Genomic DNA, 18313 nt, shown 5'->3' with positions numbered 1-18313 from the left:
CTTATGATTGCTTTTGGAACACGCACACACCGTGTGCGGGACCATGCCAGACAGTTAACAGGATGGGGTTATCGTCCCCGGCGAAAGGAGGAAGGGCACGCCATTCTCCGTCTGGTAAGGCGATGTCACTCACCGATTCCGTGGCGTTTATTGTTATTAACCAGCGGCCGGAGAGCAGGATCTGCATTCTGTGCGCCCCCTGCTTCCATTCGTCGTGCTGCAGTGGTTTGCCGCTGGCATTGAGCCACTGCACATTGCCGTCACCTTCCTGCCACCAGCGGTCCGCCGTCAGCGCAGGAATGCGCTGGCGTAAGTGGATCAACGCAGCGGTGAAATCGACCAATCCTTTTTCATCAGCCTGCCAGTCCAGCCAGGTTAACGCATTGTCCTGACAGTAGGCATTGTTGTTACCGTGCTGACTGTGACCACGCTCATCACCCGCCAGCAGCATGGGTGTGCCTTGTGCCAGCAGCAGCGTGGTAAGTAAGCCATGCACGCTAAGCCGCCGACGCTCAAACACATCAAAGCTGACCTGCAATCCTTCTTTACCATGATTATGGCTGTAATTGTTGCCATGACCATCGCGGTTGTCTTCGCCGTTGGCTTCATTGTGTTTGTGGTTAAAACTGACCAAATCACACAGCGTGAAACCGTCATGGGCGGTTACCAAATTAAGGGTAGCGTGGGGTTGCCGCGTCTGGTGCTGAAACAGATCGCTGGATGCGGCAAAACGGCGAGCAAACTCACCGTTAGTAACCTCGCCATGCAGCCAGTAGCGCCGCACGGTATCGCGAAACTGATCGTTCCATTCAGCAAACGGTTCAGGATAGTGCCCCACCTGATAGCCATCAGGCCCGATATCCCAGGGTTCGACAATCAGCTTCACTGATGACAGCAGCGGACAGGCACGTATCGCTCTAAACAGCGGTGCGTCACGCTGATAATCTGGCGTCCGGCCCAGAACCGTCGCCAGATCAAAACGAAAGCCATCAACGTGACATACGCGCACCCAGTAACGCAGTGCCTCTAACGCCCACGTCATGACCTGAGGATGATTGAGATTGAGGGTGTTACCGCACCCGGTCCAGTTTACATATTCACCCTGCTCGTTTAGCCAGTAATAACTGGCGTTATCCACACCGCGCAGAGAAACGGTCGGGCCAATTTCCTCAAGCTCGGCGCTGTGGTTAAACACCACATCAAGCAAGACTTCGATGCCTGCAGCATGCAGATTTTTCACCGCCTGCTGGAATTCCTGCAACGGCGTCAGTCCGTCTTGCCCGGAGGCGTAACGAGGATCAACGGCCCACAACGCAAACGGGTTATAGCCCCAATAGTTACTTAAACCGAGACGCAGCAGGCGTGGCTCGCTGGCAAAATGCGCAATCGGTAACAGCTCAATGGCGGTAATACCAAGGTAACGCAGATAATCCACCATAACAGGATGGCCTAACGCTGCGTAAGTCCCGCGCAGCGTTTCCGGAATTTCCGGATGTCGTTTGGTGAGGCCGCGCACATGCGCTTCATAAATCACTGTATTGCCCCACGGTGTGCGGGGCGCAACATCTTCTTCCCAGTCAAAATCTTCGGCGACCACCAGCGACTTAGGCGCTAAGGCAGCGTTATCCACGAGATCCGGTTCGATTTCTCCACCGTGAAAACAGGGATCGTCTGGAATATCCCCTTCTACCGCGCGGGCACAGGGATCAACCAGTAATTTCGCGGGATTAAAACGATGCCCTTGCCTGGGCGCCCAGGGGCCGTGCACCCGATAGCCGTAACGCTGGCCAGGTTTGATGCCTGCCACGTAACCATGCCAGATATCACCACTGCGACCCGGTAATGCAATACGCTGTTCACGACCGCGCGCGTCAAACAAGCAGAGTTCAACGTGTGTGGCATGATGAGAAAACAGCGTAAAGTTGACGCCCTTACCATCGTAATTAGCACCTAAAGGTTCAGGGCTACCGGGATTGACTGTCATTCATTCTCCTCACGCACCAGCCAGACAGTGGCAAGCGGCGGCAGATTCAGACTGAGGGATTGCGGACGACCATGACTCTCCTGTGAATCGGTATGTACCCGGTGATTACGCACATCACTGCCGTGATATTCATGCTGATCGGTGTTCATCACTTCGCGCCAGCTACCCGCCTGGTTAACGCCAAAGCGATAACCCGGACGCGGCACAGGGGTAAAGTTACTGGCGATAATCATTTCATTGCCGTCACGGTCGCGACGCACAAACACATACACCGAGTTTTCAAAATCATCGACCACCAGCCACTCAAACCCTTGTGGATCAAAATCGAGTTGATGCAGCGACTTATGGTGTTGATAAGTGAAGTTGAGATCGCGTACCAGACGCTGCACACCATGGTGCCAGTTGTCTGCACCTTCCAGCAGATGCCAGTCGAGACTGGAGTCGTGATCCCACTCTCTTCCCTGTGCAAACTCACCGCCCATAAACAGCAATTTTTTGCCAGGAAATGCCCACATCCAGCCGTAATAGGCACGCAGGTTGGCAAACTTCTGCCACGCATCGCCTGGCATACGATCAAGAATGGAACGTTTGCCATGCACCACTTCATCATGTGACAGCGGCAACACGAAGTTCTCGGTGTAGTTGTACATCATGCCAAAACTCATCAGGTTGTGATGATAGCGGCGATGGATTGGATCAAGCTTCATGTAGTCGAGCGTGTCGTGCATCCAGCCAAGGTTCCACTTAAACCAGAAGCCCAGTCCGCCATCTTCAGGTGGACGTGACACACCAGGAAAATCGGTGGATTCTTCTGCTACGGTCACTGTCCCTGGCATTACCTGGCCGAGTGTGCGGTTGGTGTAACGTAAGAAAGCGATCGCTTCGAGGTTTTCACGGCCCCCTGATAATTAGGAACCCATTCACCTTCTGCGCGGCTGTAATCGCGGTAAATCATTGACGCAACCGCGTCGACACGCAAACCATCAATGCCAAAACGTTCAAGCCAGTAGAGCGCATTGCCTGACAAATAGTTGCTGACTTCGCGGCGACCAAAGTTATAGATCAGCGTGTTCCAGTCCTGATGAAAGCCTTCACGCGGATCGCTGTGTTCATAAAGCTCAGTGCCGTCAAATTTTGCTAAGCCGAAGTCATCGCTGGGAAAGTGGCCCGGCACCCAATCCAGTAATACATTCAGGCCAGCCTCATGCGCGCTGGCAATAAAGTCGCGAAACTCGTCGCGCGTCCCGAAGCGACGGGTGGGCGCGTACATACCCAGAGGCTGGTAACCCCAACTGCCATCAAAGGGATGCTCGTTGATTGGCATCAGTTCAATATGGGTAAAGCCCATCTCTTTGACGTAAGGGATCAGTTGTTCAGACAGCTCTTTGTAGCTGAGCCAGAAATTATTGTCGGTGTGACGGCGCCAGGAGCCAAGATGCACTTCGTAAATTGAGATTGGCGCATCAAACGCATTGGCGGCTTTGCGCTCAGCTTTCATCTCAATCAGGTTAGGCAGCCCACAAATTGTTGAGGCGGTTTGCGGACGCATCTGCGCTTCAAAGGCGAACGGATCAGCTTTAATGCGCAGCTGACCACTCGCATCAATGATTTCAAATTTATAGAACTGACCATTGAAAGCGCCCGGTACAAACAGTTCCCAGATGCCCAGTTCCTGACGCAAGCGCATCGGATGGCGACGACCGTCCCAGTAATTGAAATCGCCGACGACCGATACGCGACGTGCATTGGGTGCCCAGACGCAAAAGCGCGTACCGTTCACGTCATCAATCACTGCGCCATGTGCACCCAGCGTTTCATAGGGACGCAAATGTGTCCCTTCCGCCAGTAGCCATGCATCCATCTCTTGCAGCAACGGGCCGAAACGGTAAGCGTCGTCCAGCAAGTTTTGCTGTCCGTGCCAGTTTACGGCTAACTGGTAGCGAAAACGGTTTTTGCGACGTGGGACCACACCGCTAAAGAAGCCACGAGAATCAACACATTTTAGCTGGGCGAGTTTACGCCCGGTATTCGTTTCAATTACCCAAACCTCTGAAGCCTCGGGCAGCAGCGCCCGTACTTCAAGGCCTTTTTCCGTCTGGTGCATCCCTAATATTGAAAAGGGATCGGCGTAATTCCCCTCAAACAGGGCATTGATCGCCTGGCGATCGGGAAGCTCTGACATGACTTTCTTCCTGTGATAGTGGCAGGCGAAATGGGCGTATTCGCAACACGCATCAGATGCACTGCTCTTCATTGAGCCATGCGTACAACGACAAGGAAATTAAGCCAGTCCGTGGGAAAGATTCTTTGCCGTGTACAACAACCATTCAGTTCTAAAAGCAAAACAGTCAACAAGCGGCACATCATTGTTAAATCATAGCTTGGCGATAGAAGTTGCCAGGCCAGAAAACAAAAAATTCTTCACGAGCAAGCAAAAAGGGAAGCTGATCACTTCCAGAGGATAAGTCATTTGACTTATTAGAGGATAAAAAGCCAAAAAGGCCGGAGATTTTCCAGCCTTTTTGAAAAGTTTAAGATTTAGTCTACCAGCAGACGCAGCATACGGCGCAGCGGTTCCGCAGCGCCCCATAACAGCTGGTCACCCACGGTAAAGGCCGAGAGATATTCTGGCCCCATATTGAGTTTGCGCAGGCGACCGACCGGCGTGGTCAGCGTGCCGGTAACGGCGGCAGGCGTCAGTTCACGCATTGTCAGTTCGCGGTCATTTGGCACCACTTTGACCCATTCGTTATGTGAAGCCAGTAGCTGTTCAATCTCCGCCAGCGGCACATCTTTTTCAACTTCAGGGTAAAGGCCTGGCTGTGACAGCGCAGCGCACCAACACGTACGCATAAACCGTCTACCGGAATGGTGTGTTGCGTACCCAGAATCTTGTTGGTTTCTGCCTGGCCTTTCCACTCTTCGCGGCTCTGACCGTTTTCAAGCTGTTTGTCGATCCATGGGATCAGGCTTCCCGCCAGCGGTACACCAAAGTTGTCTGTCGGCAAAGTGCCGGAACGGGTAAATCCGTCACGCTGCGCTCAATATCAAGAATGGCTGACGCCGGATCGTGCAGTGATTTTGCCACGTGGTCGTGCAGCATACCCATTTGCGTCAGCAGCTCGCGCATATGTCGTGCACCGCCGCCCGATGCGGCCTGATAAGTTGCCACAGACGCCCACTCCACCAGGTTCTGTGCAAACAGGCCGCCGAGCGACATCAGCATCAGGCTGACGGTGCAGTTACCGCCAACAAAAGTATTAATGCCGTTGTCGATGCCCTGACGAATCACCTGATGGTTAACCGGGTCGAGGATAATGATGGCATCGTCTTTCATACGCAGCGTAGAAGCCGCATCGATCCAGTAACCTTTCCAGCCACTGGCGCGCAGCTTAGGATAGACTTCACTGGTATAGTCGCCGCCCTGGCAGGTGATAATGATATCCAGTGCTTTTAGTGCATCGATATCAAAGGCATCCTGAAGTGCACCATGATGCTTGCCACCGAATTCCGGGGCCGCCTGACCATGCTGCGACGTCGAGAAAAAGACCGGATTGATAACATCAAAATCGCGCTCTTCACTCATGCGGGACATCAGCACTGAGCCGACCATACCGCGCCAACCAACAAAACCTACATTCTTCATGTCGTATCCGTCTCAGGCGATGTCACACCTGATTTTCAACCGAGGGGAAGAGCGGAGTGCCAATTTCACCCCACTCTGCGTAATAATATGACCACCAACTCTACAAAATGCACAATTTCTGGCAAGTGAATTAATTCGATGGCGCTAACTTTTTCAGCAGCACATCTAATAACACGCTTTTCTTAACCATGAGTCGATATAAAACAGATGACTGAAATGATTTCTGCAACAATATTATTGTTGTTAATAATGGATCCGCTGGGCAATTTGCCGATTTTTATGTCGGTTTTAAAGCATCTGGAGCCTAAACGTCGCCGCATGGTGTTAATTCGCGAAATGCTGATTGCGCTGGCGATTATGCTGCTGTTTTTGTTTGCGGGTGAACGCATTCTGGCGTTTTTGAACCTGCGCACTGAAACAGTTTCGATCTCTGGCGGCGTTATTCTCTTTTTAATCGCCATCAAAATGATTTTCCCTTCGCCCGAAACCAGCAGTACCGGTTTACCTGCCGGAGAAGAACCGTTTCTGGTGCCGCTTGCAATCCCGCTGGTTGCCGGCCCTTCGCTGCTGGCAACGTTGATGCTGTTATCGCACCAATACCCGCACCAAATGTCACATCTGGTCGGTGCGCTGTTGATTGCCTGGGGCGTTACCGTGGTGATTTTACTGCTTTCCGGCGTATTTTTGCGGCTGCTCGGCGATAAAGGGGTTAACGCACTGGAAAGACTGATGGGGCTGATCCTGATTATGCTGGCGACACAGATGTTTTTAGATGGGATTCGGGCTTACCTGAAATTGTAGGCATGGCACCCGCTTTCTCCACCTCAATCCTCCTCTGATCGGGGAAGATTGAGGTGAGAATAGTAAACCGCAACAGCTTAAGACAACAACTCAAACGCAATCATGCCAACCACTGCGCCCACCGTACCCAGAATCGTTTCCATCAGCGTCCAGGTTTTTAACGTCTCCGCTTCGCTGGCACCGGTAAAACGGCCAAACAGCCAGAAACCCGCGTCATTCACGTGACTGATAATAATTGACCCGCCGCCAATACAAATGGATAAGGCTGCCAGTTGCGCACCACTGTAATGTAACGGTTCAATTACCGGCATAATCAAGCCAACGGTGGTCAGACATGCCACGGTCGCGGAACCCTGAATAACACGCACTGCGCCAGAAAGAATAAAACAGGCCAGCGCAACAGGAAGCCCGGCACCGGTCAGAGCATTACCCAACACCGGCCCCACGCCTGAATCAACCAGTACCTGCTTAAACACGCCGCCTGCGCCGATGACCAGCAGAATAATACCCGCCGGTTGCAGCGCACTGCCGCACACCTGCATCACTTTCTCTTTATCCATGCCCTGACGATAAGCCAGACCATAAATAGCCACCAGACAGGCCAGCAGAATGGCCGTAAACGGATGACCCATAAATTCCAGCCATTGATAAAGCGACGTTCCTTCGGTGGTAAACCGTGCGCCAATGGTTTTCAGCCCCACCAGAACCAGCGGGAACAGAATCAGACAGAGACTGAAACCAAACGAGGGTAGCTGACTTTCATCGACATCCGGTTGATGATCTTCCGGCGGTGAGCTGAAAGAGACATGCTTACCGATGAAATTGCCAAACAACGGACCAGCGATCAGCATGCCTGGAATGGCAGCACACAGACCGAGCAGGATCATCCAGCCAAAATCTGCGTGCATCTGTGAAGCCAGCAACATGGGCGCAGGGCCCGGTAGCAGAAAGGCGGCGGACGCGGCCACACCGGCAAACAGCGGGATCACCAGCTTGACTAAATTGCCCTGCGTGCGCCGCGCCACAGCGAACGCAATGCTAATCAGCAGCACCACAGCCACTTCAAAAAACAGCGGCAGTGCGCAGATCAAACCGGCAATGCCCATCGCGTAGTGTGCACGGCTCTCGCCAAAGGTTTTCAGCATGCGGATGGCAATCTGATCGACCGCGCCGGTTTCATGCAGGATTTTGCCGAACATCGCACCCAGCGCCACCACGATGGCCAGAAAGCCGAGCGTGCCGCCCATCCCTTTTTCCATGGTCTCGGCGATTTTATTCAGCGGCATGCCGGAAAACAGCCCGGCACCAATCGACACCAACATCAGGGCGACAAAGGCATGCATACGCGCTTTCATCACCAAAAAAGCAGCAGCAGGACAGAGCCTGCTGCGGTCAAAACGAGTGTAGCGGTATTCATTGACTAGCCTTGATTGATTGCTTCCTTGATGGTCGCAACCGTCGCCGCTACAACCTCGTCCAGTGGATGATCGATATCCACGACTAATACATCAGCCTCATCGCTGCCTGGCTCTTCCAGCGTGGCGAACTGCGTCACCAACATTTGTGGCTTGAAAAAGTGGCCTTTACGCGCTTTAAGACGCGCTTCGATGGTGTCGAAATCCCCTTTCAGGTAGATGAAGCTCAGGTTGTCATTGCCCTGACGCAGGCTGTCACGGTAACGCTTTTTCAGTGCCGAACAGACAATGATCGAAATGGCCTGGGTACGCTGCATGGCAAAAGCGGCATCATTCAGCGACTGTAACCAGGGCTGACGATCGTCATCATCCAGCGGATGGCCATCCGCCATTTTCAGGATGTTGGCACGCGGATGGAGAAAGTCACCGTCGAGAAAGGCGGTATTCAGTTGATGAGAAACCTGATTAGCGACAGCAGATTTACCGCTGCCTGAAACGCCCATCAGGATAAAAACGTGATGCGACGGGGAATGCGTTGTCATTTTTCTGCTCCGGCAGGTGAATTTGCCAATGTTACCGATAACAATGTCGGTTCTCATTGTCTTGACCACTTAACAGCCTGGCAACCTTTTTACCTGGAAAAGCACAAAAGTGTGAACTGACTCATAAATTTGTCAGAATCAGATGCTGCCGCCTTCCGCGATCTCAAAACCTACATCTAACGGCTCTGTTACGCTGTGATCGCCTGCAATACGCGCCAGTAACAGTGCCGCAGCTTCACGCCCCATTCGGTCACGCGGCGTAAGCACCGTTGCCAGACGCGGCGTCACTACCTGAGCGATGTCATGACCGTGAAAACCTGCAATCGCCATCTGCGCAGGCACCTGTAACCCCTGGCGCTGGCACTCAAACATTGCGCCAACGGCCAGGTCATCATTAGTACAAAACAGGCTGTCAGTTTCAGGGTAAAGGCGCTGGGCTTCACGAAGTAGTTCGCCACCGGCGCTGAACGACGACGCATCTTCCATCATCACGCTACGCGGCGTCAGCCCCGCCTCGCGCATGGCTTTTTCATAGCCACGTTGCTTTTGTAGCGTGCGCTCATCCAGGCGAGCGCCCAAATAAACCGTGTGGCGATGTCCCTTTTTCAGGATAGCCTGGGTCATCTGACGCGCCGCTTCAACATTGTCAAAACCCACGGCCATGTCCAGGCACGGCGTGACGCAATCCATCACTTCAATAACCGGAATGCCTGCAACTTCCAGCATACGCAGCGTACCCGGCGTATGGCTGCGCTCCGTCAGGATCACCCCGTCAATATTCCAGCCCAACAGCGAACGCAACTGCAACTCTTCTTTTTGCGGGTTATAGCCAAAGTGAGCCACCAGCGTTTGATAACCCGCTTCATCAGTCACCGCTTCGATGCCACGCAGCACATCCGCAAAAACCTGGTTGGTGAGTGAAGGCAGCAGCACACCGATGGCGCGACTGGTGGCGTTGGAAAGCATATCGGGGGCGCGGTTAGGGATATAACCGAGTTCATCCAGCGCCACAGCAATCTTCTCACGCAGTGCGAGGGAGACCTGCTCAGGATTGCGCAAATAGCGGCTGACGGTCATTTTTGTGATGCCGACGCGATCGGCAACATCCTGTAATACCGGTCTTTTTTCTTCATCGTAAGCGCCTGGGGACAGAGTTACGATGAGTCTATCATTAAATTGTCACAGAATAGCCAATGGGGCGCGACGATGCGCCCCATCACGCTTTAGACCGGTGGCAGATCAAACAGCAGCACTTCAGCATCACGCTCTGCCTGAAGGATCAGGGCAGATTCATCCCAAATCGCCAGCGCATCACTGGTTCCCACAGCCTGGCCGTTCACAGTGACATCACCTTTTACTACCTGAATCCAGATGCGACGTCCCGCTTCGATCTCAATGCTGTCATTATCGCCAGCGGCCAACACCCAGCGCGACAGCGTCATATCCTGATAAACCTTTAACGAGCCGTCACGTGCGTCTGGCGTCAGGACAAACTGACGTCCTTTTACATCCGGGAAGCGACGCTGATCGTAACGCGGTTCAATGCCAGTGCGCTCAGGGATAATCCAAATTTGATACAGATGCAGCGCCTCGGTGTTGCTGGCATTGTATTCAGAGTGGCGCACACCCGAACCGGCGCTCATGATCTGAAACTCACCTGCCGGAATCTGCTCTTTGTTGCCCATGCTGTCCTGATGTTCCACGGTGCCCGACAGGACATAGGTCAGAATTTCCATATCTTTGTGCGGATGAGTACCAAAACCCTGGCCCGCGTCGATAATATCTTCGTTAATCACCCGCAGCGCGGAAAAGCCCATAAAGTTAGCGTCATAATAATTGGCAAAAGAAAAAGTATGCCAGCTCTCTAACCAACCGTGCCGGGCATGACCGCGTTCTTCCGCTTTACGTACGTAAATCATGTTCAATTCTCCTCAATGTTTTTTCATAGTCTGTGCTTGAGGAGCCGGGATTGATAGCTGAAAAAGTTCACTTCTCTGTTCAAAAAAAATGAACGATCAGGCAAAAGTGGGTCAAGCAGTTTGACAAGGCATGAATGGCAGACAAAAAAAGCCAGCACCCGGCTGGCTAAGAAACACTGGAAGCAATGTGAGCAATGTCGTGCTTTCCGCAGGGTCAGTAGAGATCCCGGGAACGCAAGGCAATAATAATCATTATCATTCGCGTTTGTAAAGGATTTTTGCGAATGATTTCACGCACATTGATTTTTAATCCCTTGATGTTAAAAAGGTTTTACCAGCGAAGGTCAATAGCCCGCACTGAGATCGTCAACACTGCGTGGATCCGATGCCCCATACAACATGCCGTCCGGACCAATCATGATGCTTTGCGTGCTACCCATCGCAGGCAGCACTTTTACGTGTTGGCCTTTGTTTTCCAACAGGCGAAGCGTATCCGGACTGAAGCCCTTTTCAACACGTAACTGATCCGGTAACCATTGATGATGAAAGCGCGGCGCGTTGGTCGCTTCCGCTACGTTCATGCCGAAATCAATGCTGTTCACGACCATTTGCAACACGGTAGTAATGATGCGGCTGCCTCCAGGGCTACCGGTCACCAGCCAGGTTTTGCCCTCTTTCGCGACGATAGTGGGCGACATGGAGGAGAGCGGGCGTTTAGCGGGTTGTACCGCATTAGCCTCGCCACCCACCAGGCCATAGACATTTGGCGTGCCCGGCTTGGCTGAGAAATCATCCATTTCATTGTTCAGCAGAATGCCGCTGTTGCCCGCCACGATGCCGCTACCAAAATAGGTGTTCAGCGTGTAGGTCACAGCAACGGCATTGCCTTTACTATCCACCACCGAGAAATGGGTTGTTTGATTACTTTCGTAAGGCGCGAGTTTGCCGGGTTTGATCTCGCTGGACGGGCGCGCTTTGGCAACATCAATCTGCTGTGCCAGCGACTTCGCATAAGCTTTGCTGGTCAGTGCCTGCTGCGGCACCTTCACGAAATCGGGATCGCCAAGATATTCGGAGCGGTCGGCATAGGCATATTTTTCCGCTTCTGCCATGATCTGCATGGCATCAGCACTGCCGAACCCCATTTTCGCCAGATCAAAATTTTCAAGGATATTGAGGATCTGAACGATGTGAATCCCACCTGATGACGGTGGCGGCATCGAAAAGACCTCATAGCCGCGATAGGTGCCGCTGACGGGCTTGCGTTCAACGGCGCGATAGGCAGCTAAATCAGCTTTGTTAATTAAGCCGTTGTTTCGGGCCATTTCCCCAGCGATTTCAGCGGCAATCTCGCCCTGATAAAAAGCTTCAGGCCCTTGCTGAGCAATCAGTTGCAGACTGCGTGCAAGATTTTTCTGCACCAGCCGATCGCCCTTCTGCCATGGTTTGCCGTCCGGTTTGAAAAAGATCGCTTTGCTGTTGGCATGACTGAGCAGCACTTCTGTGCCATAGGTTTTCAGGTCATCTGCCAGCGCATCGTTAACCACAATGCCATCGCGGGCCAGTTTGATGGCGGGTTGCAGCAGCTTGCTGAGCGGCAGCGTGCCATATTTCTGCGCGGCCAGGGCGAAACCAGCAACCGTGCCCGGCGTGCCTGAAGCCAGATGAGAAGTGAGCGATAATTTACTGTCGGCGTTGCCCTGCTTATCCAGGAACATATCGCGTGAAGCGCGGCCAGGAGCCATTTCACGGAAGTCGATGGCCGTCGTGCGGCCTGAAGCGGTGCGCAGCAGCATAAATCCGCCGCCGCCAAGATTACCCGCTTGCGGATGAGTCACGGCCAGGGCAAAACCAACCGCAACGGCGGCATCAACCGCGTTGCCGCCCTGGCGCAGAATATCAACACCCACCTGCGTTGCCATGGCATCGACTGAAGCAACCATGCCGTGCTGCGCCTTTACCGGATGGAACGTGTCGCTTTCAATTCCATAGGAAACCGGTGGCGACGAATGGGGTGCTGCACCGGCCACGCTGACAACGGTGAAACTCATCAATAATGACCAGCAGAGCTGGCGAATACGGTTCTGTTTTTTCATCCTGCCACCACCTTTATTAATTTACATTTATTATCATTTCTACAAGTGGCTACAAATACAGCAAAAAAATGGCAGCTAAGTCAAATTCGGCACATACCTGAATGTGGAGTCTGTGATATTGCATAAACTTATGCAGGCGGCCCATGCGCACAAATTCAGCGCGTTGCACACAGTAGCGGCTGCCTTTACGGAGGATGTTATGAAGAAATGGCTAATTATTTTTGCGGCATTATTACCGTTAACCGGCATGGCGAACATGCTGAACAGCACAAACGATCCAAACAAACCGGGTTATAACCCCAGCCAGCAACGGATGCAAACCCAGATGCAGATCCAGCAGCAGCAGCAGCAAACGAAGTTGCAGCAGGATCAGCAGCGGCAAAATCAGGATTTACAGCGCAAAATGCAGGAGCAGCGAAACAGTGCCCAGCAGCGCGTTATTCGTACGCAGCCGGGCCAGCAGCAAAATCAAAACTAAGCGAAATCGGGGCCAATAATGTCGATGCAGTCGGTACAGATAGCATCGACGCCCCACTTGAGTAATGTCCGTGCCCGTTCCGGGCTGTTCACGGTATAGGCTAAAATACGTAAGCCTGCCGCTTTCAGTTCAGCGACGCGCGCTTCATCCAGCACCTTGTGATTGAGATGAATCGATACGCAGTCTAAGGCGCGCGTTTTTTCTTGCCACTGCGCATCCCAGCTGTGCGACAACAATCCGCGTGGCAGTGTCGGTTCCGCCTGCATTGCCGCTTCCAGCGCCTCAAAGGAAAAAGAGGAGAGCAGCGGTGCGGTTTGTCCCTGCCACAGTTCTGCCGCAGCCAAGGCCACAGCGCGTCCGGTTTCGACGTCACTGCCGGTAGTGGGTTTAATTTCAATGTTGGCCATCATCTGATGCTGACGACAGCGCGCAGCCACAGCATCCAGGCGCGCCAGCGGTTCACCCGTGAATTGATGGCTAAACCAGTCACCTGCATCTAACTGCGCCAGCTTCTCCCAGGGCAGTTCACTCGCGACACCCCAGCCATTACTGGTGCGATCCAGCGTGTCGTCATGCAGCAAAAAGATCTGCGCATCACCTGAAAGTTTGACATCAAATTCAATCATCTGATGACCATATTTCGCGCCGATATCAATGGCTGCTAAGGTATTTTCCGGTGCCAGTTTACCCCCGCCACGATGAGCAACGATGTGCGGGTAAGGCCAGTAGTGTTGACTCATTCCAGACGCCTTCCGTGAGTTGAATCGAAGAAGTGTAACGCATCTGACGGCAGATGCAGCCACAGCGTGCTGCCCGCCTGCGGGCGCTCGCTGTGCGGCAAACGAACCACTAAACGCGCCTTGCCAAGTCGCCCGTGCGCAAGATTATCCGCGCCCAGCATTTCCAGCGTTTCCACCTGTAAAGGAATACCTTCATTTTCACGGCAGAGCTGAATATGCTCCGGGCGAATGCCGAGCGTGACCGGGCGATCGGCCCACTTGGCTTTGCTCTTATCCAGCGGCAGTGCAGCGCCATTAAGGTTGAAACGCGTGCCGTCGCCGTTGATTTGCCCCGGCAAAGGTTCATCGCCGGTGCGCCGATAAACGAGGCGACAAACTGGCTGGCGGGCCGCTCATACACCTCAACCGGCGTGCCGATCTGCTCAACAATGCCTTTGTTCATTACCATCACGCGCTGCGCCAGCGTCATCGCTTCAACCTGATCGTGAGTAACATACAGGCTGGTGGTTTTCAGTCGGCGATGCAACTGTTGCAGTTCCAGACGCATCTGCACACGCAGCCGCGCATCAAGGTTAGACAGCGGTTCATCAAACAGAAAAACCGCTGGCTCGCGTACAATGGCCCGACCCATCGCCACGCGCTGGCGCTGCCCACCCGACAGCTCACGCGGACGGCGACTCAGCAGGTTTTCCAACTCCAGACTGCGCGCCGTCTCCAGCACACGTTGACGAATTTGCGCCTTACCCATGCCGCGAATCTTCAGCCCGTAAGCCATATTCTCTTCCACGGACATGTGCGGATAGAGAGCGTAGTTTTGAAAAACCATCGCAATGCCACGATCTTTAGGCTCTTCATGGGTAACACGTTTGCCATCGATATAGATATCACCGGATGTGACCTGCTCCAGTCCGGCAACCATCCGCAGTAGCGTAGATTTACCGCAGCCGGATGGCCCTACCATCACCATAAATTCACCATCGTTTACCGTGACATTGAGCGGCTGAATGATTTGATTCTTACCATCATAGGATTTTGTTACCGCCTGAAGCGTTACGCCTGCCATTTTTTATTTCTCACTCTCAACCAGGCCACGCACAAAGGCGCGCTGCATGACAAATACCACCACAACCGGTGGGATTAAGGTTAGTAACATCGCCGCCATCACTTCGTTCCACTGCGTTGGCCCCCGCTGGTGGAGATCATGCTTTTAATCCCCGCCACCGCCGTGCCTAAACTGGCATCATTAATAATCAGCAGTGGCCAGAGGTACTGATTCCAGCCGTAGATAAAAGTGATCACGAACAGCGCCGCCAGGTTGGTTTTAGAGAGCGGCAGAACGATATCCCAGAAGAAGCGCATCGGGCTGGCACCATCAATGCGTGCGGCTTCGACCAGCTCATTCGGCAGCGACATAAAGAACTGGCGAAACAGGAAGGTGGCAGTAGCGGACGCCATCAGCGGCAGCGTCAGGCCGCTGTAGCTGTCGAGCATGTTCAAATCGGCGATTACCTGCACCGTGGGGAAAATACGCACTTCGACCGGTAACATCAAAGTGATAAAAATCAGCCAAAAGAACAGCGAGCGTAGCGGAAAACGAAACCACACCAGCGCGAATGCAGACAGAATCGACACGACAATTTTGCCCACAGTAATGCCAAGCGCCATGATCAGGCTGTTAAGCAGCATCAGGCCAAACGCCGGGCCACTGCCATTTACCCCCTGAGACCAGATACGCGAGACGTTTTCCCATAAATGCGTACCGGGGATTAACGTCATCGGCACCTGATATACCGCTTCGTTATCCAGCGTGGCAGCCACAAAGGCGATATACAACGGAAACAAAATCGTTAATACGCCCAGAATTAAAACGATATGGCTGAAGATATCCAGCCCGCGTCGATTCTCTGTCATTGGTATTGCACCTTACGCTCGACAAAGCGGAACTGAATTATCGTCAGGCCGATAACCAGCAGCATCAGCACTACCGACTGCGCCGCTGAGGATGAGAGATCCAAACCTGTAAAACCTTCACGATAGATTTTATAGATGAGCGTGGTGGTCGCCTGTACCGGGCCGCCGCCTGTCGCCGCATCGATCACCGGGAAGGTATCGAAAAAAGCGTAGATAAGGTTGACCACCAGCAGAAAGAAACTCACCGGGGTAATCAACGGCAGTGATAAATTGAAAAAACGCCGTACCGGACCCGCGCCGTCAATGGCTGCCGCCTCAACCAGGGATTTCGGAATGGATTGCAGCGCCGCAAAGAAAAACAGGAAGTTGTAACTCATCTGCTGCCAGATCGAGGCCAGCACGATCAGGAACATCGCCTGACCGCTGTTCTGCGCATAGTTCCAGTTGTAGCCGATATGGTTCAGCAAAAAGCTGAACAGGCCCAGGCCGGGATTAAACAAAAACATCCACAACACCGCAGCCACCACTGGCGCGACGGCATAGGGCAACAGCAGCAGCATTTGATACAGCCTGCGCAGTCGCACCACATAATCCACCAGCGCCGCCAGCAGTAGCGAAAACACCATGCCGCATACCGTGACCAGCCCGCTGAATTTTATTGTGGTCCAGAAAGCGGCGAGGTAGTAATCGTCGGCAAACAGCCGCTTAAAGTTATCCAGCCCAACAAACGTGCTGGAAAGACCAAACGGGTCGAGATTTTGCAGCGAATACCAAAGGGCTTCTCCGGCGGGCCAGAGAAAGAAAACAGCCGTGATTAGCAGTTGCGGTAGCACCAAAAGATAAGGCAGCAGACTGGTGCGAAATACCGGACGAGATGAGGACATAGCGTGCTCTGCGTAAAGAGAACAAGGGCCAGCCGTAGCTGGCCCTGAAGGACGCATTACTTAACCTGCTGCTCGAAGCGGCGCAGCAGATCGTTGCCACGCTTCACAGCATTATCTAACGCGCTTTGTGGTGATTGCTTGCCGCTCCAGACGCCTTCCAGCTCTTCGTCAACGAGGGTACGAATCTGCGGCATATTGCCCAGACGCATCCCTTTGGTGAATGGTAAGGGTGCTTTGTTTAGCATCTGTCGCGTCGCGATGTCTGCGCCAGGGTTTTTATCGTAAAAGCCCTGTTGTCTGCTCAGCTCATACGCTGCGGTGGTAATTGGCAGGTAACCGGTTTTTTGATGCCATTCTGCGGCAATTTCAGGCTGCGCCAGAAACTGCATGAATTCGGCAACACCTTTGTAAGTATTGGCATCTTTGCCTTTCATTACCCACAAGCTGGCACCGCCAATGATGGCGTTTTGCGGCGCATCAGGCACCGTTTCGTCATACGGCATCATGCTTACACCAAAATTGAATTTTGCGTAGTGACGGATATCCGCCAGCGAACCCGAAGAGGCCGTCGTGATGGCACAGTCACCGTTGTAGAACTTTGCGGTCGATTCATCTTTACGACCAAAGTAGGTGAAGTCCCCTTTTTATTCATCTCTTCCAGCATCTGGATATGACGAACCTGAACCGGTTTATTGAACGTCAGTACCGCATCGGTGCCATCGAAGCCGTTGTTTTTGGTGGCGACCGGCAGCCCATGCCAGGCGCTGAAGTTTTCAATCTGAATCCAGCCCTGCCAGCCGCTGGCGTAGCCGCAGCTCATACCCGCTTTACGCAGTGCATCGGCGTCTTTTGCCAGTTCCTGCCAGGTTTTAGGCGGTTGTTCTGGATCCAAACCGGCTTTTTTGAAAGCGTCTTTGTTGTAATAGAGCACCGGCGTAGAGCTGTTAAACGGCTGAGAGATCAGACGGCCCTGTGAATCGCTGTAATAACCCGCCACCGTAGGCACAAACTGCTTTTCATCAAACGAGATGCCTGCGTCCTGAAAGACCTGATGCACTGGCACAATGGCTTTCGACGCCATCATAGTTGCAGTGCCAACTTCGTATACCTGCAAAATAGCGGGCGCTTTATGAGAACGCACTGCTGCGATACCTGCGGCCAGGCTCTGCTCGTAGTTACCTTTGTAAGTGGGAACAATTTTGTAATCAGGATGCGCCTGGTTAAAACGTTGTGCCAGAGAGTCGACTTCTTTGCCTAACTCACCTTCCATTGAGTGCCAAAAAGGAATTTCAGTGGCGGCGAGCGCATTGCCGCTGAGCGTCAGGCCCAGCACCGCACTCATCAGGCTACGACGAAAAGTAAACACGGACATATTATTTTCCTGTGCAGGTAGGTACGTGTGAAATCACACATTTTTTGTTCGCGAAGTAACATGACACGGAAAAATGAAGGAAAAATAGTTTTAATATGGCGAAAATATGACAAAACAAAGGCAGGTGAAACAGTGCCTGCCTTTTCGTTGTTTTACTCCTGGTCAAAATTAAAAAACGGCCTTTTAGAGGGTGGCTCTTCTCGCCGCTTCATATGCGCATCTCCACGAAACAGCGGGCTCTGCTCTTTTATGCATACTGAAGAGTAAAAAAACCGACATTTTTTATTCTTCTCTTTCATCCTCTCAGAAGAGGTTAAAGGCGTGTTTATACTTTTTCCCCAATGCAGGGTGTCGGGTTCGTCGGTAGGAAAAAACGGGCTGTCAGGAAGGGGTTTTGCTGCTTTTTTTTCAATCAAATGAGAATAGTCACCTGAGTCTTTATAGGAAAAGTCGTTAGCGAATGCCGACGCAGGCGGTAATGCGATGAATACGACAGATAAGAATTTAAATAGCATGCTTGCTCCT

10 protein-coding genes and 6 pseudogenes are annotated in these 18313 nt (G+C 52.8%); 2 read left to right on the top strand and 14 right to left on the bottom strand.

All coding sequences use genetic code 11. The annotated features are described in order from the left end of the window. Position 1: 1 nt before the first annotated feature. The 3 genes and pseudogenes from glgX to asd form a co-directional block, all read right to left on the bottom strand. Positions 2-1984, bottom strand: a complete 1983-nt coding sequence (gene glgX, locus O3W44_RS13870; protein WP_269293526.1) for a glycogen debranching protein GlgX — start codon at positions 1982-1984, stop codon at positions 2-4. Beyond that, positions 1981-4166: pseudogene (gene glgB, locus O3W44_RS13865) on the bottom strand (1,4-alpha-glucan branching enzyme). The gene glgX and the pseudogene glgB overlap by 4 nt, the downstream one beginning before the upstream one ends. A gap of 356 nt (positions 4167-4522) precedes the next feature. Further along, positions 4523-5630, bottom strand: a pseudogene (gene asd, locus O3W44_RS13860) (aspartate-semialdehyde dehydrogenase). A 207-nt stretch (positions 5631-5837) separates the two neighbouring features. Here asd and O3W44_RS13855 point away from each other — a divergent pair. After that, positions 5838-6431, top strand: coding sequence for a YhgN family NAAT transporter (locus O3W44_RS13855; RefSeq protein WP_269293525.1), 594 nt, complete (start codon positions 5838-5840; stop codon positions 6429-6431). A gap of 77 nt (positions 6432-6508) precedes the next feature. Here the strand turns inward: O3W44_RS13855 and gntU are convergent. The 5 genes and pseudogenes from gntU to ggt form a co-directional block, all read right to left on the bottom strand. Further along, positions 6509-7848: pseudogene (gene gntU, locus O3W44_RS13850) on the bottom strand (gluconate transporter). Positions 7849-7851: 3 nt separating this feature from the next. Further along, entirely contained in the window at positions 7852-8388 is a 537-nt protein-coding gene (gene gntK / locus O3W44_RS13845; RefSeq protein ID WP_269293524.1) for a gluconokinase, read from the bottom strand. 138 nt (positions 8389-8526) lie between these two features. Continuing rightward, on the bottom strand, positions 8527-9540 hold the full coding sequence (gene gntR / locus O3W44_RS13840) for a gluconate operon transcriptional repressor GntR (protein WP_269294442.1): 1014 nt from the start codon (positions 9538-9540) through the stop codon (positions 8527-8529). A 71-nt stretch (positions 9541-9611) separates the two neighbouring features. Next, positions 9612-10307 (bottom strand): pirin family protein, encoded by a 696-nt coding sequence (locus tag O3W44_RS13835; RefSeq protein ID WP_269293523.1) that lies wholly within the window; start codon positions 10305-10307, stop codon positions 9612-9614. 344 nt (positions 10308-10651) lie between these two features. Beyond that, a complete protein-coding gene (ggt, locus tag O3W44_RS13830; RefSeq protein ID WP_269293522.1) occupies positions 10652-12403 on the bottom strand; it encodes a gamma-glutamyltransferase in 1752 nt (583 codons plus the stop codon). 199 nt (positions 12404-12602) lie between these two features. On the opposite strand from ggt, the gene O3W44_RS13825 reads away from it, so the two are divergent. Beyond that, on the top strand, positions 12603-12881 hold the full coding sequence (locus tag O3W44_RS13825) for a DUF2756 domain-containing protein (RefSeq protein ID WP_269293521.1): 279 nt from the start codon (positions 12603-12605) through the stop codon (positions 12879-12881). Here O3W44_RS13825 and ugpQ read toward each other — a convergent pair. The 6 genes and pseudogenes from ugpQ to O3W44_RS13795 all read right to left on the bottom strand — a co-directional run bounded on the left by ugpQ (position 12878) and on the right by O3W44_RS13795 (position 18303). Then, the gene (gene ugpQ / locus O3W44_RS13820; RefSeq protein ID WP_269293520.1) at positions 12878-13621 is read right to left on the bottom strand and encodes a glycerophosphodiester phosphodiesterase; all 744 of its coding nucleotides are present in this window, start codon (positions 13619-13621) and stop codon (positions 12878-12880) included. The genes O3W44_RS13825 and ugpQ overlap by 4 nt on opposite strands. After that, positions 13618-14684: pseudogene (locus tag O3W44_RS13815) on the bottom strand (sn-glycerol-3-phosphate import ATP-binding protein UgpC). The gene ugpQ and the pseudogene O3W44_RS13815 overlap by 4 nt, the downstream one beginning before the upstream one ends. A 3-nt stretch (positions 14685-14687) precedes the next feature. Beyond that, positions 14688-15532: pseudogene (gene ugpE, locus O3W44_RS13810) on the bottom strand (sn-glycerol-3-phosphate ABC transporter permease UgpE). Continuing rightward, a complete protein-coding gene (ugpA, locus tag O3W44_RS13805; protein ID WP_269293519.1) occupies positions 15529-16416 on the bottom strand; it encodes a sn-glycerol-3-phosphate ABC transporter permease UgpA in 888 nt (295 codons plus the stop codon). The pseudogene ugpE and the gene ugpA overlap by 4 nt, the downstream one beginning before the upstream one ends. 56 nt (positions 16417-16472) lie before the next feature. After that, positions 16473-17788: pseudogene (gene ugpB, locus O3W44_RS13800) on the bottom strand (sn-glycerol-3-phosphate ABC transporter substrate-binding protein UgpB). A gap of 152 nt (positions 17789-17940) precedes the next feature. Beyond that, on the bottom strand, positions 17941-18303 hold the full coding sequence (locus O3W44_RS13795) for a hypothetical protein (RefSeq protein ID WP_269293518.1): 363 nt from the start codon (positions 18301-18303) through the stop codon (positions 17941-17943). Positions 18304-18313 lie beyond the last annotated feature (10 nt).

The organism is Pantoea sp. LMR881, assembly GCF_027157825.1.
In the GTDB taxonomy this organism is placed as follows: Bacteria; Pseudomonadota; Gammaproteobacteria; order Enterobacterales; family Enterobacteriaceae; genus Pantoea; species Pantoea haifensis.
The sequence above is the reverse complement of the archived record's forward strand: the minus strand, read 5'-3'. Positions and strand labels throughout refer to the sequence as shown.

Excerpts from the sequence above, each read along its gene's own strand:
- glgX (WP_269293526.1), bottom strand. The coding sequence starts at position 1,984 with ATGACAGTCAATCCCGGTAGCCCTGAACCTTTAGGTGCTAATTACGAT.
- O3W44_RS13855 (WP_269293525.1), top strand. The coding sequence starts at position 5,838 with ATGACTGAAATGATTTCTGCAACAATATTATTGTTGTTAATAATGGAT.
- gntK (WP_269293524.1), bottom strand. The coding sequence starts at position 8,388 with ATGACAACGCATTCCCCGTCGCATCACGTTTTTATCCTGATGGGCGTT.
- O3W44_RS13835 (WP_269293523.1), bottom strand. The coding sequence starts at position 10,307 with ATGATTTACGTACGTAAAGCGGAAGAACGCGGTCATGCCCGGCACGGT.
- ggt (WP_269293522.1), bottom strand. The coding sequence starts at position 12,403 with ATGAAAAAACAGAACCGTATTCGCCAGCTCTGCTGGTCATTATTGATG.
- O3W44_RS13825 (WP_269293521.1), top strand. The coding sequence starts at position 12,603 with ATGAAGAAATGGCTAATTATTTTTGCGGCATTATTACCGTTAACCGGC.
- ugpQ (WP_269293520.1), bottom strand. The coding sequence starts at position 13,621 with ATGAGTCAACACTACTGGCCTTACCCGCACATCGTTGCTCATCGTGGC.
- ugpA (WP_269293519.1), bottom strand. The coding sequence starts at position 16,416 with ATGTCCTCATCTCGTCCGGTATTTCGCACCAGTCTGCTGCCTTATCTT.
- O3W44_RS13795 (WP_269293518.1), bottom strand. The coding sequence starts at position 18,303 with ATGCTATTTAAATTCTTATCTGTCGTATTCATCGCATTACCGCCTGCG.